Annotated in this window: 19 protein-coding genes; 11 read left to right on the top strand and 8 right to left on the bottom strand. The window is 71.3% G+C overall.

Annotated elements, in window-relative coordinates:
* Positions 1-180 precede the first annotated feature (180 nt).
* Positions 181-2,475 carry a DUF3160 domain-containing protein gene (locus ACSRUE_RS15900; RefSeq protein ID WP_441291732.1) on the bottom strand — a complete coding sequence of 765 codons (2,295 nt, stop codon included), beginning with the start codon at positions 2,473-2,475 and terminating at the stop codon, positions 181-183.
* Between the two features lie 511 nt (positions 2,476-2,986).
* Between ACSRUE_RS15900 and ACSRUE_RS15895 the strand changes: the two genes are divergently transcribed.
* The 7 genes from ACSRUE_RS15895 (at position 2,987) to ACSRUE_RS15865 (ending at position 11,141) form a co-directional block, all read left to right on the top strand.
* The gene (locus ACSRUE_RS15895; protein ID WP_437765026.1) at positions 2,987-3,613 is read left to right on the top strand and encodes a glutathione S-transferase family protein; all 627 of its coding nucleotides are present in this window, start codon (positions 2,987-2,989) and stop codon (positions 3,611-3,613) included.
* Between the two features lie 172 nt (positions 3,614-3,785).
* On the top strand, positions 3,786-5,882 hold the full coding sequence (locus tag ACSRUE_RS15890) for an ABC-F family ATP-binding cassette domain-containing protein (RefSeq protein ID WP_441291731.1): 2,097 nt from the start codon (positions 3,786-3,788) through the stop codon (positions 5,880-5,882).
* Positions 5,879-6,658: a glutaredoxin domain-containing protein gene (locus ACSRUE_RS15885; RefSeq protein WP_441291730.1), complete on the top strand. Its 780-nt coding sequence runs from the start codon at positions 5,879-5,881 to the stop codon at positions 6,656-6,658. The genes ACSRUE_RS15890 and ACSRUE_RS15885 overlap by 4 nt, the downstream gene beginning before the upstream one ends.
* Positions 6,659-6,822: 164 nt before the next feature.
* On the top strand, positions 6,823-8,016 hold the full coding sequence (locus ACSRUE_RS15880; protein ID WP_441291729.1) for an AAA family ATPase: 1,194 nt from the start codon (positions 6,823-6,825) through the stop codon (positions 8,014-8,016).
* Complete coding sequence (locus tag ACSRUE_RS15875) at positions 8,013-8,630, top strand: DUF4276 family protein (RefSeq protein ID WP_437765022.1); 618 nt, start codon at positions 8,013-8,015, stop codon at positions 8,628-8,630. Before ACSRUE_RS15880 ends, ACSRUE_RS15875 begins: the two co-directional genes overlap by 4 nt.
* Positions 8,631-8,934: 304 nt before the next feature.
* The gene (locus tag ACSRUE_RS15870; protein WP_441291728.1) at positions 8,935-9,411 is read left to right on the top strand and encodes a hypothetical protein; all 477 of its coding nucleotides are present in this window, start codon (positions 8,935-8,937) and stop codon (positions 9,409-9,411) included.
* Positions 9,408-11,141, top strand: coding sequence for a M23 family metallopeptidase (locus ACSRUE_RS15865; protein WP_441291727.1), 1,734 nt, complete (start codon positions 9,408-9,410; stop codon positions 11,139-11,141). Before ACSRUE_RS15870 ends, ACSRUE_RS15865 begins: the two co-directional genes overlap by 4 nt.
* On the opposite strand, the gene ACSRUE_RS15860 is transcribed toward ACSRUE_RS15865, so the two are convergent.
* The 3 genes from ACSRUE_RS15860 to ACSRUE_RS15850 form a co-directional block, all read right to left on the bottom strand.
* Complete coding sequence (locus tag ACSRUE_RS15860; RefSeq protein ID WP_437765019.1) at positions 11,122-11,727, bottom strand: leucine-rich repeat domain-containing protein; 606 nt, start codon at positions 11,725-11,727, stop codon at positions 11,122-11,124. The genes ACSRUE_RS15865 and ACSRUE_RS15860 overlap by 20 nt on opposite strands.
* Positions 11,728-11,967: 240 nt before the next feature.
* Complete coding sequence (locus tag ACSRUE_RS15855) at positions 11,968-12,438, bottom strand: ferritin-like domain-containing protein (protein ID WP_437324392.1); 471 nt, start codon at positions 12,436-12,438, stop codon at positions 11,968-11,970.
* 490 nt (positions 12,439-12,928) lie between these two features.
* On the bottom strand, positions 12,929-13,147 hold the full coding sequence (locus ACSRUE_RS15850) for a hypothetical protein (RefSeq protein WP_437524272.1): 219 nt from the start codon (positions 13,145-13,147) through the stop codon (positions 12,929-12,931).
* A 402-nt stretch (positions 13,148-13,549) separates the two neighbouring features.
* Here ACSRUE_RS15850 and ACSRUE_RS15845 point away from each other — a divergent pair, with 402 nt between their 5' ends.
* Positions 13,550-14,893 (top strand): DUF1552 domain-containing protein, encoded by a 1,344-nt coding sequence (locus ACSRUE_RS15845; protein ID WP_441293094.1) that lies wholly within the window; start codon positions 13,550-13,552, stop codon positions 14,891-14,893.
* A gap of 13 nt (positions 14,894-14,906) precedes the next feature.
* Here the strand turns inward: ACSRUE_RS15845 and prs are convergent, their stop codons facing one another.
* Genes prs through ACSRUE_RS15830 form a run of 3 tightly spaced genes read right to left on the bottom strand, consistent with a single transcriptional unit; the run spans position 14,907 to position 18,894 of the window.
* Positions 14,907-15,830 carry a ribose-phosphate diphosphokinase gene (gene prs / locus ACSRUE_RS15840; protein WP_441291726.1) on the bottom strand — a complete coding sequence of 308 codons (924 nt, stop codon included), beginning with the start codon at positions 15,828-15,830 and terminating at the stop codon, positions 14,907-14,909.
* A complete protein-coding gene (locus ACSRUE_RS15835; protein ID WP_441291725.1) occupies positions 15,827-17,854 on the bottom strand; it encodes a class I SAM-dependent methyltransferase in 2,028 nt (675 codons plus the stop codon). Before ACSRUE_RS15835 ends, prs begins: the two co-directional genes overlap by 4 nt.
* On the bottom strand, positions 17,851-18,894 hold the full coding sequence (locus tag ACSRUE_RS15830; RefSeq protein WP_441291724.1) for a LolA family protein: 1,044 nt from the start codon (positions 18,892-18,894) through the stop codon (positions 17,851-17,853). Before ACSRUE_RS15830 ends, ACSRUE_RS15835 begins: the two co-directional genes overlap by 4 nt.
* Positions 18,895-19,280: 386 nt before the next feature.
* On the opposite strand from ACSRUE_RS15830, the gene ACSRUE_RS15825 reads away from it, so the two are divergent.
* From ACSRUE_RS15825 to ACSRUE_RS15815, 3 genes are all read left to right on the top strand, one after another.
* Positions 19,281-20,555, top strand: a complete 1,275-nt coding sequence (locus ACSRUE_RS15825; RefSeq protein ID WP_441291723.1) for a SpoIIE family protein phosphatase — start codon at positions 19,281-19,283, stop codon at positions 20,553-20,555.
* 101 nt (positions 20,556-20,656) lie between these two features.
* Positions 20,657-23,026, top strand: coding sequence for a phosphoribosylformylglycinamidine synthase subunit PurL (gene purL / locus ACSRUE_RS15820; protein WP_441291722.1), 2,370 nt, complete (start codon positions 20,657-20,659; stop codon positions 23,024-23,026).
* Between the two features lie 100 nt (positions 23,027-23,126).
* Positions 23,127-23,645, top strand: a complete 519-nt coding sequence (locus tag ACSRUE_RS15815; protein ID WP_437765013.1) for a nuclear transport factor 2 family protein — start codon at positions 23,127-23,129, stop codon at positions 23,643-23,645.
* 1,237 nt (positions 23,646-24,882) lie between these two features.
* Here the strand turns inward: ACSRUE_RS15815 and ACSRUE_RS15810 are convergent.
* A complete protein-coding gene (locus ACSRUE_RS15810; RefSeq protein WP_441291721.1) occupies positions 24,883-25,998 on the bottom strand; it encodes an aminopeptidase in 1,116 nt (371 codons plus the stop codon).
* Positions 25,999-26,007 lie beyond the last annotated feature (9 nt).

Genomic DNA, 26,007 nt, shown 5'->3' with positions numbered 1-26,007 from the left:
GCCGGGAGAGTTGAAACTCAACCCGGAGGCTGTCCGGAGCCGCCGGGCAGAGTTTTGTGCCATCTGGCGGCGATCCTCCACAGCTCGGCGTGATCCCACGGACACGCGGGCGGGTTGGCCGGCACAGCACGGCACAGACTTCAGGGCTCGATCCTGCGGGCGCGAGCCCTGAACGCGAGGTCAGCGGGAGACGAGGTCCTTCATCCAGGCGACGTCGTCAGGCGTCGCCTGGTGGAGCTCGTCGGCCCACGCCTCGTCGGTCATGCGCTGGAAGTCCCCGGTGATCTTCTCGAAGTACGAGGAGGCGAGCCCCACGAAGGCGCGCGGCGTGCCGCAGGGATCGGCGGTGACGACCATGAGCCGCGGCAGGCCGGTGCCCACGTGCAGCACGCGCCCGACCGGCGCCCCGCCCGCGTCGGTCGGCTGCGTGTGCACGTCGGCGATCGTCGGGTCCTGGATCACGGTCTGGGACATGTCGAAGAAGAGCTCGGCGTACCAGCCATCCGCCCCCACGTCCGAGCCGCAGCCGCTCTGGATCCGGACGGCCTGGTTGATGAAATCGAGGTGCTCCGCCGTGAGGGGCACCCCGGCGCGCTCGTTCTCGGCCATCTCGCCGAGCGTCCGCGCGACGCGCTGCAGGAGCGCGAAGTACGCCGGCACCCGCTGCTCCAGCAGCGACGACGACGGCGCGCCCGGCAGCGATGGTCCGCCCGACAGATCGAGCGTCTCGACCACGCGGGCGCCCTGCTCGGCCAGATCGGCGATGCGCGCGAAGAACGCCGGGTACGGGTCGACGTAGGCGTCCGGGAACTCGCACGTGGCGCCGCCCGTGTACGACTGCTTGGCGTAGAGCAGCGTGTCGTGCCGGAGCTCGGCCCACGAGGCGAGCTGGGTGTTCAGGAGGCGCCGGCCCCACGCCTCGGTCTTCGCCACCGCCGGCAGCCCCGCGTTGTCGGCGAGCGCCTTCGACGGCGACAGCTCCCGCAGCGCGCCGAGCCAGTGATTGTAGAGGTTCTTGCTCCAGAAGTCGCCGGGGTGCGCGTCGACGAGCACGCGCATCATGTGCAGGTCCGGCGCGTAGGGGAACTGCCCGAGCTCGGGCGCGAGCAACAGGCCCGCCTGATCGTTGCCGAGCGCGGCGAAGCCCACGTCGAGCGGGCTCGGCATCATGCGCTTGACGGTGCCGCCCTTCACCCGGTCGTAGACCACGTTCGAGAAGACGTGCGAGTCGACGACGTACCGCTGGCCGAGCAGCGCGAAGCTCGACGAGAGGGGCATCGTGCCCTTGCCGAGGCCGTTGATCATGATGTGGCTCGAGATCCGCTGCGTCCCGTGGCCCTTCTTCACCACGACGTCGATGATCTGCTCGTCCGAGAGCCCGGCGAGGCCGGCTGCGTCGGCGAGGCCGAGGTCCGCGAGCAGGACGTCGAGCTCGGGCAGCGTCATGGTGTCGCTCTCGCCGACGAAGGCCTGGACCGTGTCGTCGATGCGCGTGTACCGGGCGAGGGTGTTCTCGTCGGCGAGGGCGCGCAGCACATAGGCGCCCTCGAGCTGCCGCCGCTGCAGGACCTGCGTGCCGTCCTGCTGGGTCTCGAGGAAGCGGAAGTCGACGCGGCCGAGCCACATCATGCTGCGGAAGTAGCGCTGCAGCACCGGCGAGTCGGTGTAGTGGCCGCGGGGCTCGAACTGCGAGAAGTCCATGATCCGCTCGGAGCCGAAGAGGCGCACGTTGCCCGCGCCCTGGTGGGCCTTGGCGCCCGCGACGAGCTCGTCGATCTTCGCGGCGTCGGCGCCCGCCACGGGCGCGACGGGCGCGTCGTTCAGCAGCGAGAGCGCCACGGCCGTGAAGAGGTCGGCGTCGGCGCGCGCCTCGGCGCCGAGCTCGCCGCCGGCCCCTGCGGCGAGCTGCGCGCGCATCTCCTCGAGCATCGCCCCTAGCTCGGGCGCGAGCGCGGCGAGCTCCACGCCCTTCAGGATCGCGTCGTACGAGCGGTGGACCGCGTACAGGATGGAGTCGGCGGAGACGTAGAGCGGCAGGTCGAGCGCGTAGATGCTCGCGTAGCCGTAAGCGAAGGTCGGAAAGGTCTTCTTCTCCGAGATGACGAAGCCGTTCGCGGAGAGCTTCGCGAGCTCGTCCTGGTCGAGGGCGAGCGAGGTGCCCTGGACGACCGAGAGGCCCTCGGCGTCCGCAGGCGCGTAGGGCAGGCCCGAGGCGAAGGGGACAGCGTACCTCGAGGCGAAGTCCTCCGCGGTCATGTTCGCCGAGGACTCCTGCTCGTCGAGCAGCGCGCTGAGCTCCGCCTGCTGCTCGGGCCCGAGCGGCCCCGGCGGCTGCTCCGACTGCGTACCGCCGGTCTGCGTGCCGCCCGTCTGCGTGCCGCCGGTGTCGGGCTGCTGGTTGCTCTCGCCGGAGCAGCCGCCGGCGAGGGCGAGGAGGATCGGAACGACGTGAAAGTGAAGAAGCATTTTGCGCATCGTGTTTTCCTTCCAGAGCGCGCCTCCAGTGCAGTGCGCGGGGCGCGGCGCCCCCGCTGCGGGCAAGGACGGTGCCGCGGGAGCGAGGCGCGCTCCCCTCTTCGCCCGCAACAGGAAAGATCTGCTCCAGTGCAGCAGGATACGACACCATCGCGATGGATGCGCCGCTGAGGAGAACTGACGTGATGTCACCGCGCCGGGATCAGGTCCGGTCGTTCGAGGTCTGTGCTTCGCGCGGAGAGGGCGTGGTGAAACCGTGAAGACGGCCGGAGAGAAGAAGCGCTCGTGTTGTCCTGACGACTGTCCTCTTCGCGCTTCACGCCCATCGACGCCTGAGCGACCCCCCTCGCTCACCCGCGCTCCCCGCCCGATTCTGTCGATTTCTTGCTTCCCATGACAAAGTGGGAACATCGCTGTTTCGACAGGGCCCCGAGGAAACGTGGCGGTCCCATGCACGATGAGCGTGACGGCGGCGAATCGGATCCACTAGAAGGGGCGCCGGAGGCGAACCATGACCATCACGTTCTATTACTCCCCCCAATCGAGCGCTGGGCGCATCCGCCTGACGCTCGCCGAGCTCGGTGTCCCCCACGAGGCCGTCCGGGTCGATCTGCGCGCCGGCGACCAGAAGAAGCCGGAGTTCCTCGCCCTCAACCCCAATGGCCAGGTGCCGACCCTCGTCATTGACGGCACCCCGATGTTCGAGTCGGCGGCGATCCAGATCGCCCTCGGCGAGCGCTACGGCGTCGAGAAGGGCCTGTGGCCGGCCCCCGGCTCGCCCGAGCAGCTGATGGCCCTCACGTGGCTCGTCTGGGGCCAGGTCAACCTGACCAGCGCCCTGTTCCGCTACATCAAGAACACGAGCGACTGGTTCCCCAAGGAGCAGCAGGACGCGAAGCAGGCCGAGGCGGCGATGACCGAGGCGCGCGGCCTGCTCCGCATCCTCGACGGCCGCCTCGACGGCCGCCCGTACGTCACCGGCGAGCGCTGTACCCTGGTGGATCTCGACCTCGCGTCCGTGCTCGGCTGGGGCCTCCAGGCGGCCAAGATCGACATCTCCGAGCTGAAGAACCTGAAGGGATGGCTCGGCCGCATCATGGAGCGCCCGGCCGTGAAGGCGCTCATGGCCGAGGGCTGAGCCCGAGCGCCTCGCCTGCCCGGGCGGGCGAGGCGCGCCCCCGCCTCTTCATCGCCTGCGCGGCGAGCGCCCACGATCATCCACGCTGTCCACGCGATGTGGGCCGCGCGGCGTGGGCCCCGCGCCCCGAGCGCCCTTGCGCGCGCCGGACACATGCTAGAACTCGGCCGCAATGACGGTCCTCCAGGTCGCCGACCTCAGCTTCGGTTACGGCGCGGACAGGCTCTTCCAGGGCATCACCTTCTCCCTGGAGCAAGGCCAGCGCGCCGCGCTCGTGGCCCCGAACGGCGCGGGCAAATCGACGCTGCTCCGCCTCGTCACCCGCGAGCTCACCCCCGACACGGGCTCGGTCGTGATCCGCAAGGGGATCCGGTTCGCGTACTTCCGGCAGTCGCACGAGCTCGCGGCCCAGGGCACGGTGCTCGACGCCTTCCTCTCCGGGTTCTCGGAGGTGCTCGAGCTGCGCCACGCCCTCACCGCGGCGCAGCACGCGGCCGCCAGCGGCAGCGAGGCCGATCTCGCCCGCCTCAGCGATCTCACCGACCGCTACCACATCGCGGGCGGCGACGACCTCGAGCGCCGCGTGGAGATCATCGCGGCCCACCTCGGGTTCTCGCCCGCCGACATGGATCGCCCCGTCTCGAGCCTGTCCGGCGGCGAGCGCGGGCGCCTGCAGCTCGGCGTGGTGCTCGCCATCGAGCCCGATCTCTTGCTGCTCGACGAGCCCACGAACCACCTCGACATCGAGACCATCACCTGGCTCGAGAAGCACCTCGCGGGCCTCGGCGGCGCGCTCCTCTGCGTCTCGCACGACCGCGCGTTCCTCGACGCCGTCTGCCCGCACACGTTCGAGCTCGGGCAGCGCAGCTTCCGCGCCTACCCGCTCAAGTACAGCGACTACGCCGTCGCCCGCGAGGAGGACCTCGCCCGGGAGCGGGAGCTCGCCGAGCGGCAGGAGGCGTTCGTCGCCAAGACCGAGGACTTCATCCGGCGCAACATCGCCGGCCAGAAGACGAAGCAGGCGCAGAGCCGGCGCAAGATGCTCGAGAAGCTCGAGACGATCGACCGGCCCGAGGACGTGTGGGCGACCGCCGAGAGGGTCCGGTTCCGGTTCGCGCCCGCGCCGCGCAGCGGGGACATCGTGCTCGACGCGCGCGGCCTCGGCGCCTCGCGCGGCGGGCGCACGCTCTTCTCCGGCGTGGACCTCCTCCTGCGGCGCGGCGACCGCGTCGGCATCGTGGGGCCCAACGGGACCGGCAAATCGACGCTGCTCAAGCTGCTCGCCGGCGCGGGCGCGCCCGAGGACGCGGGCGACGTGCGGCGCGGGACGAACCTCTGCCAGGGCTACTTCGACCAGCACCTCGGCTCGCTCGACCCGTCGAGGACCGCGGTCGAGGAGATCCGCAGCGTGCGGGCCGACATGAACGTCGACGCGACACGCCAGTACCTGTCGCGCTTCCGGTTCTACGGGGACGACGCGCTCCGGAAGGTGCAGGGCTTCTCCGGCGGCGAGCGGAGCCGGCTCGCGCTCGGCAAGCTGCTCCTCGAGCCGCGCAACCTGCTCTTCCTCGACGAGCCGACGAACCACCTCGACATCCCCGCCGCCGAGATCCTCGAGGAGGCGCTCGCGGGCTTCGAGGGCACGGTGCTGCTCGTCTCGCACGACCGCAGGTTCCTGGAGGCGGTGACGACGCGCGTCGTCGCGGTGCGCGAGGGGCGCGTGGACATCTACCCCGGCGGCTTCCGCGACTACCGCGACAACCTCGAGAAGCTCGCGGCCGAGGCGGAGGCGGCGGAGCGCGCCCGCGAGGAGGGCGAGAGGGCGAAGGGCGCGCGGGGAGCGCGGAAGACGGCGAGCGCGCCGCCGCCGCGCGAGGAGCCGCGGGCGGAGGCGGCGGACCGGGGCGCGAAGGCGCCTGGCCGCGCGGTGCGGCGGAGCGGCGCGACGATGCCGCCGCCGCCCGACGCGGGCGCGGGCGACGCGGCGGCGCGCCGGCGGGCGTTCGAGAGCGACAAGGCGACGGCGCGGGCGGCGGAGCGCAAGCGCAAGCGGGTCAAGGAGCTGGAGGCGGAGATCGCGGCGGGCGAGGCGAACCTCGCGGAGATGCGCGAGGCGCTGAAGCAGGACCCGGGCGGCGACTGGGCGAAGCTCGCGGCGGCGGCGCGCGAGGAGCAGGCGCTCGCGAAGCGCGTCGACGCGGCGATGGCGGAGTGGATGGCGCTCAGCGAGGAGCTCGGGGCCTCGGCGACGGCGGGAGGCGAGGCGTGAAGCGGCGGGCGGGGGGCGCGCGGGGGGGGCGCGTCGCGGGGGCTCGCGTCGCGGGGGTGCTGCTCGCGCTCGCCGCGGCGGCGCTCGGCCCGGCGTGCAAGGAGAAGCGCGACGACGGCACCACGCCCGCGCAGGCCGTCGCCGAGCTGCCGCCGCTCGAGCTCCGCGACGACACGGCGAACCTGATGCTGACGTGGATCGACGAGAAGGGCGACACGCACGTCGAGCTGCATCCGGCCGACGTGCCGGCCGAGGGCCGCGCGCTCGTCCGCGCCATGCTCTCGGACCGGACGGAGGGGACGCGGGACGCGTTCTACGTCGCGGATCTGACGCAGAAGCGGCCGGACGGCACGTATGCGGTCCGGACGATGCCGCGGAGGGAATGGGAGTCGCTGCTGGAGAAGCGGCGCGCCGAGCACATCGCGAAGACGGCGCCGCCGCCTGCGGCGCCGGGCCCCGGCGGCTCGGCGGGCGCTGGCGCGCCGGGCGCGCCGAGCCACCTCGCGGGGGTCACGGTGATCATCTACGGCGCCTCGTGGTGCAAGCCGTGCCACCAGGCCGCGGACTACCTGCGCTCGAAGGGGATCGCCGCGGTGGTGAAGGACATCGAGGAGGACGCGGGCGCGGCCGCGGAGATGCAGGACAAGCTCGCGAAGAGCCACCAGCGCGGGGGGAGCATCCCGATCATCGACGTGCGGGGGCAGATCCTCGTGGGGTTCAGCCCGGGGGCGATCGACCAGGCGCTCGCGCGCGCGGCGGGCGGGACGACGCTCTGAGGGGGCGGTCGGCCGGCAGAGAGGGTCCAGCGCTGGCCGAACTCCAGGGGGCGGTGTTACAACGCGCTCGAACACGCCGGCCGCTTCGATGATGGCACCGGCGGCAGCTCCTGTCCCGCAGACCAGCACGCCCGGCACAGCGAATTCACAGAAAGGATCGTACCGTGGGTATCCAGAAGCTGAGTATCGCTGGATTCCGCTCATTGCGTGACGTGACGTGGCAGCCTGGTCGACTGAACGTCATCATCGGCCCCAATGGCTCTGGCAAGTCAAACTTGCTTCGTGCGCTCGCACTGCTCCAGAGAAGCGCACTGGGCGAGTTGCCTCAGGAGGTGCTGCGGTGGGGTGGCATCGCTCCTCTCCTCTGGGATGGTGCGGCGCAGGAGATCTCCTGGACGATGAAGACGGACCCGCTCGGCGAAGGACGAGACCGCGTCAAGGAGGCGCTGACGTACGAGCTGCGCCTCCGGAGGCTCGGTGGGACGAGCGCGTACAGGATCGAGCACGAGCAGCTGGCGAACTATCATCTCAAGGAGATTGGCCAGAAAGCTGAACCAAAGAAATTCCTTGAAAGGCGTCCTGGCCACGCTGTGATGTTCGATTCTCGGGAGCGCAAGCTGGCCGCGCACGAGGGAAGCGTACCAGACGACCAGACGCTGCTGTCGCTCTTGGCAGGACCGTTTGGGAACGCGCAGGTGCTGGGGTTCCGCGACGTGTTATCGGGCTGGTCGATCTATCATGACGTGCACGTCGATCAGCAGGCGTCGCTCAGGCAGGCCGCCGTGGCGAGGATGGACCGCCGTATCGCCGCGGACGGGCAGAACCTCATCCCGGTGCTCCACACGCTCTACACGGGGAGTCGCGACTTCAAGAGGGTGGTCGATGAAGCGATGCGGGCGGCGTTCAGCCAGGATTACGAGGAGCTCGTCTTCCCGCCGGCGGCGGACCAGCGTGTACAGCTCCGTGTCCGGTGGAGGTCTCTGCGAACAGAGCAGTCGGCCGCAGATCTGTCGGACGGCACGGTCCGCTTTCTCCTTCTGCTCGCCATCCTCGCAAGCCCCAGTCCCGCCGATCTCATCGCGATCGACGAGCCGGAGGTGGGCCTCCACCCGAGCATGCTGCCCATCGTGGCAGAGCTCGCCGCCGACGCGGCCGAGCGCTCCCAGGTCGTCTTGACCACGCACTCTGACCAGCTCCTAGACGCCTTCGGCGGGGAGCCTCCAGTGACCACGGTGGCGCGCTGGCAGGACGGCGAGACACGTCTGTCGATCATCGATGGGGATGAGCTCCGCCGGTGGCTCGATCAATATACGCTTGGCGCTCTGTTCCGCTCGAGAGAGCTCGAGGGGATGGTATGAAGATCGTCCTCTTCGTCGAGGGCCGCACCGAGAAGGCATTACCCGAGTTCCTGAAGCGGTGGCTCGACCCACGGGTCCCGCAACCCATCGGCATCAAGACTGTTCGCTTCGAGGGCTGGCCTGATTTCTATGACGAGATCGCCAAGAAGGTGGAGCTGAACTTGACCGGCAAAGTGGGCGCGGGTGTCGTGGGAGCGGTCGGCCTGCTCGATCTGTACGGCCCGACCATCTACCCTGCGGACAGGACCACGGCGCTCGAGCGATACGCGTGGTTTAAAAAGGACATCGAGAGCAAGGTGCGGAATCCGAGGTACCGCCAGCATTTTGCGGTGCACGAGACGGAGGCATGGCTGCTGTCCAATCCCTCGATTCTTCCGGCGGAGGTGCGCGGCGCGCTCCCGGGCAAGTGCGCGCAGCCGGAGGCCGTCAACTTCGACATGCCGCCAGCGAAACTCCTTGATCGCCTCTATCGCGAGAAGCTGAAGAGGGGATACAAAAAGGTGATCGACGGCACCAACCTGTTCCGGGCGCTCGATCCCGGCGTCGCTTACGCCAAGTGCCCGCACCTCAAGCTCCTTCTGGACGACATGCTGACGATGGCGAGCGGCGGCTGAACGGGGGGACGCCGAGCCGAAGCCCCCTCGGACAGCTCTCCCACGGCGCCATCACGCAAAGCATCAAGGCGTCCCGGTCACATCCTGGCGACATCTTGCGCGCCCCCCACCGCCTCTTGGGCAGACCTGCCGATTTTCGACTAGAATAGAGGGTCCCCTTCCGCGAGGCCTCATGCGCGGCGCGCCCACTGCTGTTGTTATCCTCCTCTCTGTTGCGATCGCCGCGTGCGACCAGGCCGCGCCTCCCGCCGAGACGCCGCCCGCCCCTGCGGCCGCCCAGCCGCTGTCCGCGGCGGCAACCCCGGTGATCTCCGCCGTTACCTGGCCCCCTTCCGCCTCGGTCGACCGGACCGCGCTCGCGGCGCTGCCGAAGACGGCGGCCCACGCCGCCAGGGCCTCGCGGGTCCCGGTGCTCGTGCCGTCGCGGCGCGAGCTCCTCGCGGCGCCCGTCCTCGTCGCCAGGGAGCACTGGACCTCGTTCTGGGCAAAGACGGACGCGATCACCGTCTCGCTCACGATGACCCGCCTATCGCGCAAGTATCCAAGCATTCCACCGTTCCGGGGGCCCCGCGCCGTGCGCGGGGCGCCTGCGTTCGTCACGGCGAACGAGGGTATCTGGAGCGCGTCGTGGATCGAGAACGGCGTCTCGTACGCGCTCGACGTCGAGTGCGCCTCCCCGGAGGCGCCGGCCTGCGCCTCGGACGCGCTCCTCCTCGAGCTCGCCTCGGGGCTCGTCTATGTGGGCGGCGACGAGCCCAGGGCCGCGGGAGACATGCCATGATCTCGCCGCTCCGCCCGCTCCGCCCGCTCCGCCCGCTCCGCCCGCCGCGCCCCCGCCCCGCCGCGCTGGCCTCGCTGATCGCGACAGCCGCGCTCGCGCTCGCGCTCCCGCCGCGCGCCGCCGCGGCCGATCCGTTCTCGTACCGTCCGGCCGGCGAGCTCCTCTCAGGCTCGGGAGAGGGGCGCGCCGACGACGTCGTGTATGCGCCCTCCATGCGCTTTCCGCTCGAGGAGGGCCCGGCGTTCGCCAACTCCCAAGTCTACGGCAAAGGCGGGAGCGCGGGCCCGGCCGGTGGACAGTGCGATACGGACAACTACGCCTATCCGTGGCACGACAACTACTGCGAGTCGCGCTCGTGGGAGATGCCTCTCTGCCCCTCCGGCACAGGGCACCAGGGGCAGGACATCCGGCCGGCGACGTGCGAGGCGGGGAGACACTGGGTCGTCGCGGTGGTGGATGGCACCATCACGAGCGTCGGCGGCTACTCTGTCTACCTGACCGGCGAGGACGGGACTCGTTACGACTACCTGCACATGTCGAATGTCCAGGTCTCGCCCGGCCAGGACGTGTCGCGGGGAGAGCGCATCGGGCGGGTGTCCAACGTCTACGGGAGCACGCCGACGACCATTCACCTGCACTTCAACGTGCGGCAGTCCGTGAGCGGCGTCGGCGTGGTCTACGTGCCGCCCTACACGTCGCTCGTCGCCTCGTACGAGGCGCTGCTCAACGAGCCCCCCGAGGGCGCCCTCGAGGCCGCCGGCTGCAGCGGTATCGCGGGGTGGACCCGCGACCCGGACGCGGAGAGCGCGCCGGGCGACGCGCGGCTCTACTTCGACGTGCCCGCGACCGAGGAGGGCGCGGAGGGCTACAGCTTCCCCGCGGACCTGCGCCGCGACGACCTCTGCGAGCCGCTCGGCTCGTGCGCGCACGGCTTCGAGGCGCCGATGCCGCTCAGCCTGCTCGGGGGCGACCACGCGGTCCACGCCTACGGGGTCGACGGATCGAGCGGCGAGGAGGTGGAGCTCGAGGGGAGCCCGAGGGCCCTCGAGTGCCCGCTCGATCTGCCCTCCGGCGTGAGGCGGCCGCTCGGCGGCGACGGCGCGCTGGACGCCTGGGGGTTCTCGCGGTTCTGGGACATCGCCATCGCGCCGGACGCGGCGCTCCAGGCGCTGCCGGAGGGCGACGCGTTCCCATCGTCGCCGCTGCTCGTGCGCGGCGACGACGGCGCGGCCTCCCTCTGGCTGATCGACGGCGCCGAGCGGCGGGCCGTGCCGGACGCCGAGGTGGCCGGCGCGTGGCACCTCGATCCGGGCGAGGCCGTCGTGTGGCCGGCAGCGAGGCTCGCCGCGTTGCCGCTCGGGCCGGCGCTGCGGCCGCGCCCGTTCCTGGTGCAGGGCTCCGGGCCGGTGCCCCACGTCATCGACGCGCCGCCGCTGCCAGGCGAAGGCGGCGGCACGGGCGCCGGCGGGGCTGGCGAGGCCGGCTCCGGGGGCGCTCCAGCCACCGGAGACGCGGAGGAGGGCGCGCCCGGCGCGAACGTCGGCGTTCACGGGCAGCTGCGCTGCGAGTGCGGCGCGGCCGGCGCGGGCGCCGCGGGCTCCGCTGGGGCGGGCTGGCAGCTCGGGCTCCTCGCGATGGCGGCGCTCGGCGCGGCCCGCGCGCGGCAGTGCTCCGCGCGGCACGCCGGCGGCGGCGCGAGGGCCGGCCGCCTCAGCCTTCGTGGATCTTGATCCCGGGGATCGACCGGAGCGGGCTCGCGTCCTCGACCCGCGAGCCCTCGAGGTAGACGTTCTTCAGGCTCTTGAGCTCGCGGAGCGGCGACACGTCGCTCACCCGCGTCCGCTTCATCTGGAGCATCTCGAGCTTCTTCAGGCCGGCGAGCGGGCCCACGTCGGTCACCTCGGTCTCATCGAGCTGGAGCTCGGTGAGGCTGGTGAGGCCGGCGAGCGGCGAGAGGTCGGCGACGGGCGTGCGGCCGATGTCGAGCCGGTCGAGCTTGACCAGGCCGGAGAGCGGCGAGAGGTCCTTGACCAGGGTCGCCGAGACGCGCAGCGACTCCAGCCGGAGCAGGCCCTTGATCGGGCGGAGGTCGTCGATCTTGCCCGGCGGCAGGTAGAGCCCTTTGACACCCGTGAGCTCGGGGAAGAGGCACGGATCGAGCTCGTCGAGCCCCTGGGCGTCCGACAGGTTCATGGTCTTGATGTTCTTGAGCTCGGCGCGCTTGATCGGCCCCTCGGGCTTCTGGAGCTGCTGCCGCACCCTGGCCTCGAGCGCCGGATGAGAGAAGGTCACCGGATCGCTCTTGGTGCACACCACCTCTTGCTTCTTCGGCGGCGCGCTGGCCGTGGCTGCGGGGCTCGCGGCGGGAGGCGCGTCGGCGGGTTTCGCAGCAGAAGGCGCGGCCGAGGCCGCTCCCGTAACGGGCTTCGGGGGCTCGTCGCAGCCGAGGAGGAGAAGGGCGACGCCAAGGGATGCAAGGACGAGAGGGCGAATCATCGCCGCGATGATACACGAGACGACGGAAGAAAGCCGCGTCTTCCAAAGGGCGCTCGCGCGCTACAGCGGCAGCAGCAAAAGCCCTTGTCGCGAGTCGAGCTGCTCGGAGAACCAGTCCCGGTGGCGCCGCTCCACCGCGAGCGAGTGCCGGAGGACGTCGCGCGCGCGCTCGGAGAGGCCTTCGCGGAACGATATCATCCGCTCGTAAGCAGCGCAGCTGTCCTCCTCGTAATGCCTCATCGCCTCGAGGATCGCGCGATCTCCGACCATCCCGTTCGTCAGCGCCTTGCTCTTCAGCTTGGGTCGGACGGCGCTCTCCACCGGCGGCTCGCCGAGCTCGTGGGCCAGGGCGGCGAGCACCTCGAGGTGACGCTCGTGATCGTGAAGGAAGCTCGCGAGCCGGCTCTTGTCACCTGGTCGGCTCATCCGCGAGAGCGCTGCTGCGAGCGCGTCCACCGTGGACCAGTTGAGCTCGATCAGTTCGGTCAAGGACCCGATGAACGCGGCTTCGCCGCCGATCACGGACGCCATGGAATATCGCTCCTCTCCTCGCGGAAGCGGACCGCCCGCGTGAAGACGGAGGTGGGCGGGTGCTTCTCCAGGCGTTCGATGCTCGCAAGCCCGGTGCCGGAGCCCGCCTGTGCAGCCGCTATCCATCGCTGCGCGCGCGTCGTCCAGGAAACCCGCGGTTCTCCACGCTTGTCGACCGCCGCCGCGCCCGAGACGGCCCGCTAGAGGGCCCGCGCTCGCGGGGATGCGAAGACTCAACCCAGATCGGGGCCGCGGTCGCGGCGCCGGGTCGCGCGCGCGCCGGACCAGGACGGAGCCGTGACGTGCCGGGGCGCCATCGGCGCATGCTCACGCCGCGCCAGGCAGCGAAGCGCGAGCACGTCCTGGACATGAGCGCATCTCCACCCGGAGCGCGCGAAGCGTGGAGGCGGCGTCGTCCAGGTCAGGAGCAGGAGAGGAGAGATGGACTTCGGTCGAGAGCGCTCCGGCGGCGCGCTCGGCGGAGATGCCGCTACTTCTTGCCGAAAAGGCCGCCGAGCGAGCCCGCGAGGCTGCCGACGTCGAGGTTGGCGATGGCGGGGGCCGCCGCGCCGAGCGCGGTGTCGACGTGGGCGGCGAGCGGCGCGGGGAGCTTCTCTTTCAGGAAGCCGACCACCGTCTCCACGGCCACGCGGGCCTTGTCTTCCGAGATGCCAACCTTCTCTGCGACCTGTCGTACGAGCTCGTCCATGGCCTCGACGCTCATCCTTTCTGCGCGAGCCGCGCATCCGGGGCGAGCATCCACGCGCCGATCGACGCCGGCAAGGGAATTCGGCGCCGCGCGCTGCGCGCTGCGCGCTCGACGACGTGGCCCCTCGCACGCCCCTCGCACCAGCGCGGCGGCATGTGCCCTCGTGGTGAGCCGCATCGTGGTGGGCCCCGCACGACAATCCCCCTGGCCATTTCGTAAAAGGTGTTGTTGAATCAGGGGATCTCGGCTTGGCCGATGCGGGTGAGGGGGGAGAACCGTGTCTGGGTCCGCAAGTCACGAACCTGCGCTCCTCGTCGAGCTCACCCAGACGGACGGTCTCCTCCACATGGCTGCCTGAAAGGAGCGAAGGGTATGTCGAGATTCCGCTTGAGCCGGCGTGCCATGCTGCGAGGCGCCGGCGCCATCGCCGTCGCGCTCCCGTGGCTGGAGATCATGGGACCCGAGCGCCCGGCGCGCGCGCAACCCGCCCCCGCCAGGCGCTTCCTCGCCGTCTACACGCCCGGCGGGACCTTGATCGACCGCTGGCGTCCGACCGGCACCGAGGCGAGCTTCACGCTGGGCCCCATCCTGGCGCCGCTCGCGCCGGTGCAGGACCGGCTGCTCGTCGTCGACGGCCTCGACATGAAGAGCGCGCGCGGGGAGCAGCACCAGAGCGGGATCATCGCCTGGCTCACGGGCACGGATCAGATGATCACCTCGACCGGCTACGCGAGGGGGCCGTCCATCGATCAGGTGATCGCCTCCCGGATCTCCGCCGGTCAGAGGGCGAAGGCGAGCCTCCAGCTCGCGGTGCGCTGGGCGACGGGCAAGTCCCACGGCCTGATGTCGCCGATGAACATCGCCAATTTCGAGGACACCGCGCCGTACAACCCCATCCCGCCGCGCCTCGATCCGGTGGAGATCTTCACCGATCTCTTCGGCACGCTGGACCCCGGCGCCAGCAACGACGCCGCCCTCCGCCTCGCGCGGAAGCGATCGATCCTCGACTTCGTCGACCGGCGCTACGCCGCCGTCTCCGCGAGGCTCGGCGCGGCCGACAAGCAGAAGCTCGACCAGCACCTGACGAAGATCCGCGAGATCGAGCAGAGCCTCGCCAGCACGCCGGCTGCGACGAGCGCTTGCCGGGCCCCGACGAGGGTCGACACGTCCGACTACAACCCGAGCGCGGGGCTCGACGCGGACGACGCCGGCGTCATCGTGGACAGCTCGACCGACGCGGCGATCCCCAAGGTGGGCAAGCTGATGACGGACATGCTGGTGATGGCGCTCGCCTGCGACATCACCGCGGTCGGCACCCTGCAGTGGAGCGACACCGAGGCGAAGCACACGTTGCCGTGGCTGAACCTGACCGAGCACCACCATTTCTACCAGGAAATGGGCGGATTCAGGCCGGCCGAGTGCGAGCTCATCTACACCTGGTACTCGGAGCAGCACCTCTATCTCTTGCAGGAGATGGCGAAGGTCGACATGGGCGGGCACTCGCTGCTCGACGAGAGCGTCGTCTTCTTCGGCTCCGAGATCTCGGATCCGCCGACCCACAGGAAGACGGACATGCCGTTCCTGCTGGCCGGCGGCGGCGGGGGCCTGCGCACCGGGCGCTGGGTCCGGTACCCGAATCTCCCGCACAACGACCTGCTCGTCTCGATCTTGAACCTGTTCGGCGACCCCCGGACCACGTTCGGCTTGCGTGAGTACTGCACCGGGCCGCTCACGAACCTCACGTAGGGCCGGAGGTGCCCTAGGTCTCCCGCTCGAGCGCGCGCACCAGGAGCGGCGCCACCGAGCGGAGGGCGCCGGGCGCATCGGCGAGCTGCTGGCTGCCAGGGTGAGAGTCGGTCCCGAGCAGCGTCGTGAACACGGAGGCCTTCCTGATCTTCTCGAGCGAGTCGCCCGGCAAGACGAGGTGGCTCGTGACGGCGTGGACCTTGGATGCGCCGGCGGCGAGGTAGGCGCGCCCCGCCTGGACGAGCGATGAGCCGGTGCGGACCATGTCATCGTAGATGACGACCTCGCGGCCGGAGACATCGGCGTTGATGCCGGTCACGCCGACGCCATCGCCTCTCCGCTCCTTGTACACGAACGCCGGCTCGACCCCGAGGGCGCGGGCGAGGCTCTGCACCCATTTGGCCCGGCCCGCGTCCGTCGCCGCCAGCACGTACGGGCGATCGCCCATCAGCTCGCGGACCGCCTGCGTGATGAGCGGAGCGCCGTAGAGGTGGCGTGTCACGTGCGAGTCGCTGAAGTAGAACTCGATGCCATCGGTGTGCAGATCGAAGAGGAAGATGCGCGTGCCCGCGTCGCACGAGGGGATCGCCGAGATGAGCCGCGCCCGCGTCTTCGCGGTCACCACCTCGCCCGGCTTCACGGCCCTCTCCATGGTCGCGTAGCCGAAATAAGGCATCACGATGGAGAGCGACCGCGCGCCTGCGCGCGAGATGGCGCAGCCGAGGTCGTAGATCTCCAGCCAGTCGAGGTCCCGAGGGGCGCCGCCGAGCAGGACCACGTCGCGCCCCCAGCAGTCGACCGCGACGCGCAGGTAGCGCTCGCCGTCGGGGAAGCTCTTGCGCTCGACGAGGCCGCGCTCGAAGTCGCCCGCGGCCAGGAAGGCAGCCTCGAGGTAGCTGTACGAGCTGATCGTGATGAGCAAACGCCGCTGGCTCATCGCGCACCTCGGCGGGTCGTCCGGGCCGGAGCGGGCCCTCGGCGCGCGCCCTGGGTGGGCGCGGCCTTCCCTGCCCTCGCGAACGGCGCGGCCTTCCCCGCCTTCGCGAACGGCGCGGCCTTCCCTGCCTTCGCGGGCGGCGCGCCCTCTCGGGCCCTCGCGGACGGCGCGGCCACGCTGGCGAGGACGCTCTTCAGGTGGGACTCCGCGCCTGGTTCACTGGGAAAATCGACGGGATCGGGGAGATCTTTCATCTGCACGACGTCGCATCCTGCTTCACGCGCGGCCTCGTGCAAATGGCGCCGGAACCTGGCGCGCGCGATGCCGCGGTGGTTGGTGCAGGCGAGCAGCCTGCCGCCCGGGGCGAGCACGCGGAAGGCGAGCGCTGCAAGCGCGCCGAAATCGCTCGCCGCGCTGAAGCGGCTCTTCTTCGTGGTCGCGAAGCTCGGCGGATCGAGCACGACAAGGTCGAAGCGCCGGTCGGACTGGGCGGCGGCCTTCAGCCACGGGAACACGTCGGCCTCGACCACGACGTGCGCCGCCGGGTCCGCGCCGATCGCGGCGAGGTTGTCGCGCGCCCAGGCGACCACGCCCCGGGACACGTCGACCGTCACGCTCTCGCGCGCGCCGCCCGCCACGGCCGCCACGGTGAACGCCCCCGTGTAGGCGAACAGGTTCAGCACCCGGGCCCCCCGGGCCAGCTCCCGCACCCGCCGCCGGTTCTCGCGCTGGTCGAGGAAGATGCCGGTCGAGAGCCCGTCGCCGAGCCGCACCTTGAACGGCAAGCCGTGCTCGAGGACGGTGAGCTCCTCCGGGGCGTCCTCCCCCCGGACGGCGTGCCGCGGCGCGAACTCCTCGCGCCGCGCGTCGACGATGACGCTCGCGTGCTTCGGGCGCGCCTTGAGGTAGACGCCCTTCGCCCCGAGCCGGTGGGCCGCGTCGAGCACGAGATCCCGCGGCGGCGCGCCCGGCTCGCCCTCGCCCGCGCCGGACAGCGACACGACGAGGTGCTCGCCGTACAGGTCGACGGAGACGGAGGGGAGGCCGTCGCCCGCGCCGTGGACGAGCCGGAGCGCCGTGGTGTCCCCCGCGCGCGCGATCCCGTACCGCCGCTCGGCGGCCTCGCGCATGGCGCGCTCGACGGCCGCGACGCCGCCCGCGTACGGGTCCGCCGGCGCGGCCGCGAGCCACGCCTCGAAGACTGCAGGCAGCTGCGAGCGGAAGGTCGCGGCCGCGCCCGTGGCCGGGTGATCGAGGCGGAGCTCGGCGGCGTGCAGGAGCAGGCGCGGGGCCTCGGGGCCGCCGTAGAGCGGATCGCCCGCGATGGGGAGGCCGATCGCCGCGAGCTGCACCCGGAGCTGATGCGTGCGGCCTGTCTCGGGCCGGAGCTCGAGCAGGGCGCGGTCGCCGCGGCGCTCGAGGAGGCGGTAGCGGGTGATGGCCAGCACGCCGCCCGCGGCACGATCCTCCCGCTTCGCGGCACGATCCTCCCGCTTCGCGGCACGATCCTCCCGCTTCGCGGCCCGATCCTCCCGCTTCGCGGCCCGATCCTCCCGCCCCGCGGCCCGATCCTCCCGCCCCGCGGCCCGATCCTCCCGCGCCCCGCCGGTCTCGGCGAGCGCGCGCATCGCACCTCCCGGCGCCGGGACGAGGCGGTGCCGCAGGGTGCCGCGCGGCGGCCGATCGCCGAAGCCGGAGACCGCGGCCACGTACGTCTTCTGCACCGTGCGCCCCTCGAACTGCCGCGCGATGGCCGCGTTCGCCTCGCGCCGCCGCGTGAACAGCAGGACCCCCGACGTGTCGCGATCGAGCCGCTGGTGGATCCCGAGGTACGCCTCCGCGTCGCCCCGGCCGCGGAGGAAGGCGCGGAGGCGCGTCACCATGTCGTCGATCCGGTCCGCCTCCGGCGCGTGCGTCGACAGGCCAGCCGGCTTGTCGACGACGAGGAGATCGCCGTCCTCGGCGAGGATCCACTCCGGATGGATGTCGGGAAAGAGCTCCGAGAGCGAGAGGTGCGGGGTCATCCGTTCTGCTTGACGTCGGTGCCGGGCGGCGCCGTGAACTGGAACTCCGCCGGAGCGATCGACGCGGGCTGCGACGCGTCCTCGAAGTCGAACCGGTTCCGGTTGCCCTGCGCGTCGACGATGAGGACGCGGCGCACGACGCCAGGGTCCTTCTTCGCGAGGAGCGCCTTGTCGATATAGAACATCACGAATTCGTAGTGGGGAGTCGGCGCCCGCGGCTTGCCGACGAGCACGGGGCCGCCCTCGAACTTCGCCTTGTCGTTGAAGGTGAACGTGAACGACGGGCGGAGCCCGTGGCCCATGAGGAACGAGAGGGCGCCCGGATACTCCGAGTTCTGCACCGGCGTGACGAACATCTGCCGGTCCTCGGCGACGTAGACCTTGAGCGACACGCCGTCGGAGACGATGCGGTTCTGGTTCGGCGGATCGTAGCGAAACGAGATCCTGTCCGGCTTCTGGACCGACAGCGCGCCGCTCTGCTTCTTGACGGCCCCCGAGACCTTCTGCGTGTGCTCCTGCTTGAAGCGGGCGGAGTACGTCTTCTTGCCCACGAAGATCGCGTCGACCTCGGCCGCGACGGCGTCCGCGGATCCCGCCTCGGCGGGCGGCACCGCGGGCGGCGCCGCCGTGCCGGGCGCGGGCGCGGAGGTCGCCGCCGGCGCCTCGGCGCGCCCTCCGCCCGCGTCGCGCGCTGCCGCGTCGGCGACGACCGTCCCCGCGTCGCGCGCCGCCGTCGCGGCGCCAGCGTCCTCGCGCTTCCGGCCCGCGTCCTCCGCCGGCGCGCCCGCGTCGGCCGACGCACCGCCGCCCGCCGCCGCGTCCGCCGTCGTCGGAGCGCCCGCGCCGGGGGCCGCCGCGGGGGCGCTCGCCTGCGGCGGCGCGTCAGCCGGCTGCTGCGGCGCGGCGGCCGGCTGCGGCAGGGCCTGCGCGGCGGAGGGCGAGGCGTCGGGCGCCGCGCCGGCGGGAGCGGGCGGCGCGTCGCAGGCCGCCACGACCAGGGCAACGGCCGGGACGAGGGCGACGAGGCGGAGGCGGTTCATCGAAGAGCTCGCTTTCAAGGAGAGTGCGCCGCGTGTTCTAGGACAGGTAGGGCCGAGGTGGTAGCGCCGACCTCCACCGCCCCGGTCCCTGCGCCGGCGGCATCGACGGCGATCTCGCAGCGTCACCGGGGCGCTCGCGACCGTCGTCGCTCGAAAATTGGGCCGCGCCGAGGTCAGGAACACCGACGCGCGCCGGGGCACGCCCAGGGACGCCGGAGATCCCCACAGCGCCGGAACGCGGCGCGGCGGCGCGGCGGCGCGGCGAAACCCTGCCGGAACGGCGGAACGGCGGCGTGGGCACGCGCTGGCGACGACGTCGTCATGAGCACCCGGGGCGAGACCATGTCTTGACCCCTATTTCCACGTAGCCCAAACTCTCCGGCCGCATGCGCGTGGGCACTCCCTCCCTGATCGATGCGTCGTCGCTCATCCTGATCCTGGACGTCTCGCGCAAGCTCGCGGCGCCGTGCGATCTCACCGAGCTGCTCGAGCTCATCATCAAGACGGGGCGGGAGGTGATAGGCGCCGACCGCGGGAGCGTCTTCCTCTACGACGAGGAGGCCAAGGAGCTTTACTCCCGTGTCGCCACGGGCGAGGCCCAGATCCGCGTCAGCATCGACAAGGGTATCGCCGGTGAGTGCGCGCGCAAGCGCCAGACCATCCTCGTCGACGACTGCTATTCCGACCCGCGGTTCAATCAGGAGATCGACCGCCGGACGGGGTATCATACGAAATCCCTCATCACGGTGCCGCTCATCGGGCTCGACGACAAGCTCGTCGGCGTGCTCCAGATGCTGAATTCGAAGGCGGACCACTTCGGCCCGGACGAGCGCGACGTGGCGGAGCTGCTCGCGGCGCAGGCGGCCGTCGCCGTGCAGCGCACGCTCCTGCTCGAGGAGCGCATGATCAAGCTGAAGCTCGAGCACGACCTCACCATCGCGCGCGACATCCAGCAGAACATCCTCCTGCGGCGGCTGCCGCGCTGCCCCGGCTATTCGCTGTCGGCGTTCAGCAAGCCGGCGGACGACACGGGCGGCGACATCTACGACGTCATCCGGCTCGACGAGCGCGCGGACATGTCGCCGATGCTCCTGCTGCTCGCCGACGCGGCCGGGCACGGCATCGGCCCCGCCCTCAGCGTGACCCAGTTCCGCGCGATGCTCCGCATCGGCCTGCGCCTCTCGGCCGACATGGACGCGCTCATGCACCACGTGAACCAGCAGCTCCTCGAGGACCTGCCGAACGACCGCTTCATCACGGCGTTCCTCGGGATCCTCGACCCGACGACGCACCAGCTCCGCTTCCACTCGGCCGGGCAGGGGCCGCTGCTCCACTACCGGGCGGCCGAGGGCCAGATCGTGTGGCGCGATCCGTCGACCGTCCCGCTCGGCATGTTCAAGGATCTCGACCTGCCCCCGATGCCGCCCCTCGTGATGGCGCCGGGCGATCTCCTCGTGCTGCTGACCGACGGCTTCTACGAGTACCAGGACGCCGCCGGGCAGGTATTCGGCAAGGAGCGCGTCGGCGACCTCATCCACCGCCTGCACGCGCGCCCCACGTCCGACATCCTGGGCGCGCTCCTCGCCGAGGTGCGCCGCTTCGCCGGCTCGGCCAAGCAGATCGACGACCTCACCGCGCTGCTCGTGAAGCGCGACGCCTAGAGCGACCCCGACCGGGACCCACCCGGAGCGGGACCCACCCGCACAGGAGACGGGCCCACCCGCTCTTCCCCTCGTCCCGTCCTTGCGCTAGCTAGGCCGCGATGAGCGCCGCCGCTGCCTCCCCTGTCAACGCCCCCTCCCCCTTCCCCGGCGATCCGCCGGTCGACCCCGCGCTCGCGCAAGCGCACAAGCTCTCGGCGAGCGAGTGGGAGCGCGCGCGCGAGCGCCTCGGGCGGCAGCCGACGTTCACCGAGCTCGGCGTGCTCAGCGTGATGTGGAGCGAGCACTGCTCGTACAAGAGCTCGCGCGTCCACCTCGCCCGGCTGCCCACGACCGGCCCGCGGGTCATCCAGGGGCCCGGCGAGAACGCGGGCGTCGTCGACATCGGCGACGGGTTCGCGGCCGTCTTCAAGATGGAGTCGCACAACCACCCGTCGTACATCGAGCCCTACCAGGGCGCGGCGACCGGCGTCGGCGGCATCCTGCGCGACGTCTTCACGATGGGCGCGCGCCCCATCGCGAACCTCGACTCGCTCCGCTTCGGCCGGCCGGAGCACCCGCGCACGCCGCAGCTCCTGCGCGGCGTCGTCGCGGGGGTCGGCGGCTACGGCAACTGCATCGGCGTGCCGACCGTGGGCGGCGAGCTCTTCTTCGATCGCGCCTACGACGGCAACATCCTCGTCAACGCCTTCACCTGCGGCGTCGTCCGCGCCGACCGCATCTTCTACGGGCGCGCGAGCGGCGTCGGCAACAACGTGCTCTACGTCGGCGCCAAGACGGGGCGCGACGGCATCCACGGCGCGACCATGGCCTCCGACGAGTTCTCCGAGGGCGGCCCGAGCCAGCGCCCCACGGTGCAGGTCGGCGATCCCTTCATGGAGAAGCTCCTGCTCGAGGCGTGCCTCGAGATCTTCGCGGAGGACCTGCTCGTCGGCGTCCAGGACATGGGCGCCGCGGGGCTCACCTCGTCATCGGTCGAGATGGCGGGCCGGAGCGGCAGCGGCCTCGACCTCGATCTCGACCTCGTGCCGCGGCGCGCGGCCCGGCTCACGCCGTACGAGATGCTGCTGAGCGAGTCCCAGGAGCGCATGCTGCTCGTCGCGAAGCCCGGGTGCGAGGCGCGCGTCATCGAGATCTGCACGAAGTGGGAGCTCGACGCGGCGATCATCGGCAAGGTGACCGACACCGGCCGGTGGGTCGTGCGCGCCACGCCCGGCTACGACCCGCTCGGCGGCGCGGCCGCCGGCGTGGCCCGGAACCCGGTCGTCGTCTGCGACCTGCCCGTGGATTTCCTGACCGACGCGGCGCCGAAGTACGACCGCCCCCAGCGCGACGACGCCTCGCTGCCGGCGCGCCGGGCGTTCGACCCGCGCTCCCTCCCGGCGCCGGCCTCGTGGTCCGCGCTCTTCCTCGAGATGGCGGGCTCCCCGAACCTCGGCTCGCGCGCGTGGGTGTGGCGGCAGTACGACCAGATCGTGCGGGGCGGCACCGAGGTCCGGCCCGGCAGCGACGCGGCGGTGGTGCGCGTCCCCTGCGAGAAGGACGGCCAGCGGATCCAGAAGCTCCTCGCCTTCTCGAGCGACTGCAACGGGCGCCTCTGCGAGCTCGACCCGTTCCAGGGCGCGGCGATGGCGGTGGCGGAGGCGTGCCGCAACGTGGTGTGCGCCGGCGCGGAGCCGATCGGCCTCACCGACTGCCTCAACTTCGGCAACCCGGAGCGGCCGGAGATCATGCGGCAGATCGCGCTCGCCATCGACGGCATGGCGGCGGCGTGCCGCGCGCTGTCGGTGCCCGTCGTGAGCGGCAACGTGTCGCTCTACAACGAGACCGACGGCCGCGCGATCCTGCCGACCCCGACGGTCGCGGTGGTGGGGCTCGTCGCGGACGCGGGGGACGTGCTGCGGGCCTCGTTCCCCGCCGCCGGCCTGACCGTGCTGCTGCTCGGCGATCCGCGCGGCGGCCCGCTCGGCGGCTCCGAGTACGTCGCCCGCCACACGGGCGAGGTGAAGGGGCCGCCCCCCGCGCTCGATCTCGACCGCGAGGCGCGGCTCCAGGGGCTCTGCCTCGCGCTCGCTCGCTCGCGGCCGCAGCTCCTCCGGAGCGCGCACGACGTCTCGGAGGGCGGGCTGGCGATCGCCCTCGGCGAGTGCTGCGCCGCCGCCGACGATCCGGCGGCGCTGGTGGGCGCGCGCGTGCGGCTGCCGGGCGCGCCGGACGGCGGCGCGCGCGAGCCGCTCGCCGAGGCGCTGTTCGGCGAGGCGCCGAGCCGGATCATCGTGAGCGTCCGGCCCGAGGACGCGGCCGAGGTCGCGCGGCAGGCCGGGGCGGCGGGCGTGCCCTGCACCGAGCTCGGCACGACCGGCGGCGACCGGCTCACCATCGACGCGGGCAGCGGCGAGGGGATCGACGTCGAGCTCCGCGCCCTGCGCGAGGCGCGCGATCGGTGCCTCGAGCCGATCGTGGGGCGATAGCTGCGATGGCCGCGATGGCCGACAGAGGGCGCCAGCGGGATCGGTCCCGCGGCTCCGCGGTCCCGCGCGCTCGCGCGGCGCCTTCGCCTATACTTGCAGCATGAAACGCTGGATCCCGCTCGGGCTCATCGCCGCCGGCGCCGTCCTCGGCGCGGCGGCGCTGCTGCTGTCGCCCTCCGAGGAGGAACGGATCCGCGACCGGCTCACCCAGCTCGAGAACGCGGTGCGCATCGACGACGGCGAGCGGAATCCGCTGGTGCGCCACGGCCGCATTCGCGGTGAGTTCGCCGAGATCTTCGCGAAGGAGGCGAGCGCCCGCATCGTCGAGATCGGCGACAGCCTCCGCGGCCGCGACGAGCTCGCGAACGCGGCGACCCAGGCAGTGGTCGTCTATCAGACCGCGGAGGTGAGCCTGGGTGGCACGGAGATCCAGGTCGACCCGGCCGGCATGACGGCGGAGGTGACCGCCACCGCGACGGTCACGGGCGCCCGGCATGGGCGTGAGGTCCGGCGCGACGAGCTGCCCGTGGTGCTGCGGCTCGAGAAGATCGACGGCGAGTGGAAGATCGTCTCTGCCACCGTCCACCCCAGGCACACCCCCGGCGACGACGGCCGCTGACAACCGCGCTCAGGCCCGAGGCGCAGCCAGCAGCGAGCTTCGCGGCGTCGAGGGCGCGCCGGGGAAGCGCTCGTGCGCACAAAAAAAGAAAGGCCGGTCGGGAAGAACCCGCCGGCCTGAGGCCCGCTTGCGCGGACCCACCGGGACCGCACAGAAGCGCCGGTGGAGGGGAGTCCACCGGAGTCCTGGAGAGGCCCGCGATCAGAAGAGATCAGAAGTCAGAAGAGAGAAGTCAGGAAAGCAATACGAAGCGCAAACAAGTAAAGAGCGAAGACAAAGCGAAGACGGGCGGGACATTAAGACAATCCGAGAAGCCAGTCAAACCGAAAGATGAAGCTGAAGCGAAGTGCAAAGCGCAAACCGGAATCGGACGGGCAAGCTCAAGCGAAGCAGGGGAGAAGCTGAAGCGAAGCGGGAAGCAGGGTCAACATCGAGAGCGGCACAACGGATAAGAAAAGCTCAGACCGAGGTCTGACAAGCTGATCATACCAAGCCAACGCAACGGGCGACGCGCGTCGCGCGTGCCTCGACCATCCCTCCTTAATCGCCTCGTGAGGCGTCTGTCGTCACGTGAACCGAAGCTCTCCGCCGGCACCCGGCGACAAGTCAATCAAGGAGCCCGATACCGCAAGAGCCATGGCATTCGGGTGACGGCGGGGTCGCGATCGCTCGGCCAGCGTCGCAGAGCACCTCGCTTGGCGTCCCCCCCGAAGACCGGGGCTGCATTGCGAAGGTCATGCCAGGGTCCCCCCTCTTCGAGTCCTCATGAAACAGGACGACAAGCAGGGGCGACATCTGGTGGATACATAGAGCAACCGGCGGGCCAACGGCGGAGGGGCGGCCGCCCTGGCGCCCAGCAGCCAAAATTGCCGCTGAAACCCTCCCTCCGAGGCGCGCGCGCGACCCCGGAGGCCAGCACCGGTCATACATTTCCGCAGGGACTGGTCCGATCCAGGGATGGGTTCAGATCCAGAACGCAAACGTTACCTGGACATGAATACGTTCATCATCGAGCCGCTGGACGCCCCGCATTGCACCGTGGAAGCGAAGAAGTGCAAGAGGGCGGGACGGCTGCCACCGACGCTTTGCGTCGTATCTCGACGACGTGCCCCCCGCCAAAGGCGCAGCGCGCTACGCGGCGCAGCCCGCAATACGCAGCGCGGCGCGCAGCTCACCCCACATCGGCGCAGCACACGGCACATAGCGTAGCTCGCGGCGCACAGCGCAGCTCGCTGGGCTACCTGCAGCCGGCCTCGATCAGCGGCTCGACCACACGGGCGATGTTCTCTTGGGGCGCGGAGAATCTGTGGCGTTCGAGCCTCCGCAACGCGCCCAGGAACCTCGGCCAGCTGCCACCGCAGGTCGCGAGCAGCGCCCGGAGCTCCGGAGTCCCCGAGTTGTAGACACCGAACTGCACGAGCGACGCGTTGTTGATCGGACGGCGCGCCCCGATGTCGGCCTTGAGCCGGGCCAGCACCGCATCCTTCTCCGCCCGCTTCTCGGCGTCGGGCGCCGGGGACGCATACAGCCGATTGAGGTGGACGTAGGCCGCGTGCAGCGCGCGCGTCCGCACCTCGCTCCTCTCCAGCTCCCTCATGTAGGCCGTCTTCTCCGCGGAGAAGGGGCCCACCCGCTCGTCCAGGTAATGCTTGGTGAGCTCGTCCCCGACGAAGCTCGCGAGGCTCTCGTTCAACCTCGTCTGCCCCTTCACGTACAGCGTCGCGTGCAGCGACTCGTGGAGCACCACGTTGGCGAGGTCGCCGAGCGCCTCGTCCCCGTCCGAGATCATCGTGGACAGGACCGGATCCTCGAGCCAGCCGAGCGTCGAGTAGGCGCCCGCCGGACGCACGTCGACGTCCCAGCCGGCCGCCTTGAGCGGCGCCGCGAACGCCTTGGCATCCTGGAGATCGAACCACCCCATGTAGGGGACGGTACCCACGATAGGAAAACTCCATGTCTTCGAGCGGAACCGCAGCGGCTCACACGCGCTCACCACCCAGACCGCGGCAGGGCGATCGAGCTCGACATACGTCCTGTAATTGCCGGTCGGGGTCAGCCCGTGGCGCTCCCCGAAGCGCTTGATGTGCGGGACCTCGCGCAGCAGCGCGCGCGTCCGCCACGGCTTGCGGGCGTCGAAGGCGGCGTCCTCGAGCGACTCGGCGCGCCAGGCCATCGAGAGCTGGCCGACGCCCGCCTGCGCGATGTAGCGGACCTGGGTACACGATGCGAGCAGGAGACAGAGCGCAACGAGCCCCGCGGCGGCGCAGACCAGGCGCGCCGTGGAGCGAGGGCGCGACATGGACCACGAGGGCGCGGCGCCGCGACGGGCGCTGGCCGCAAGCCTTTCGCTCATCCTTAGCTG

This window comes from Sorangium sp. KYC3313 (assembly GCF_052075895.1).
Classification (GTDB): Bacteria; Myxococcota_A; Polyangia; order Polyangiales; family Polyangiaceae; genus Sorangium; species Sorangium cellulosum_B.
The sequence above is the reverse complement of the archived record's forward strand: the minus strand, read 5'-3'. Positions and strand labels throughout refer to the sequence as shown.

Coding starts and splice junctions, on each gene's coding strand:
- ACSRUE_RS15900 (WP_441291732.1), bottom strand. CDS start 2,475: ATGCGCAAAATGCTTCTTCACTTTCACGTCGTTCCGATCCTCCTCGCC.
- ACSRUE_RS15895 (WP_437765026.1), top strand. CDS start 2,987: ATGACCATCACGTTCTATTACTCCCCCCAATCGAGCGCTGGGCGCATC.
- ACSRUE_RS15890 (WP_441291731.1), top strand. CDS start 3,786: ATGACGGTCCTCCAGGTCGCCGACCTCAGCTTCGGTTACGGCGCGGAC.
- ACSRUE_RS15875 (WP_437765022.1), top strand. CDS start 8,013: ATGAAGATCGTCCTCTTCGTCGAGGGCCGCACCGAGAAGGCATTACCC.
- ACSRUE_RS15865 (WP_441291727.1), top strand. CDS start 9,408: ATGATCTCGCCGCTCCGCCCGCTCCGCCCGCTCCGCCCGCTCCGCCCG.
- ACSRUE_RS15855 (WP_437324392.1), bottom strand. CDS start 12,438: ATGGCGTCCGTGATCGGCGGCGAAGCCGCGTTCATCGGGTCCTTGACC.
- ACSRUE_RS15850 (WP_437524272.1), bottom strand. CDS start 13,147: ATGGACGAGCTCGTACGACAGGTCGCAGAGAAGGTTGGCATCTCGGAA.
- ACSRUE_RS15845 (WP_441293094.1), top strand. CDS start 13,550: ATGCTGCGAGGCGCCGGCGCCATCGCCGTCGCGCTCCCGTGGCTGGAG.
- prs (WP_441291726.1), bottom strand. CDS start 15,830: ATGAGCCAGCGGCGTTTGCTCATCACGATCAGCTCGTACAGCTACCTC.
- ACSRUE_RS15835 (WP_441291725.1), bottom strand. CDS start 17,854: ATGACCCCGCACCTCTCGCTCTCGGAGCTCTTTCCCGACATCCATCCG.
- ACSRUE_RS15830 (WP_441291724.1), bottom strand. CDS start 18,894: ATGAACCGCCTCCGCCTCGTCGCCCTCGTCCCGGCCGTTGCCCTGGTC.
- ACSRUE_RS15825 (WP_441291723.1), top strand. CDS start 19,281: ATGCGCGTGGGCACTCCCTCCCTGATCGATGCGTCGTCGCTCATCCTG.
- purL (WP_441291722.1), top strand. CDS start 20,657: ATGAGCGCCGCCGCTGCCTCCCCTGTCAACGCCCCCTCCCCCTTCCCC.
- ACSRUE_RS15815 (WP_437765013.1), top strand. CDS start 23,127: ATGAAACGCTGGATCCCGCTCGGGCTCATCGCCGCCGGCGCCGTCCTC.
- ACSRUE_RS15810 (WP_441291721.1), bottom strand. CDS start 25,998: ATGAGCGAAAGGCTTGCGGCCAGCGCCCGTCGCGGCGCCGCGCCCTCG.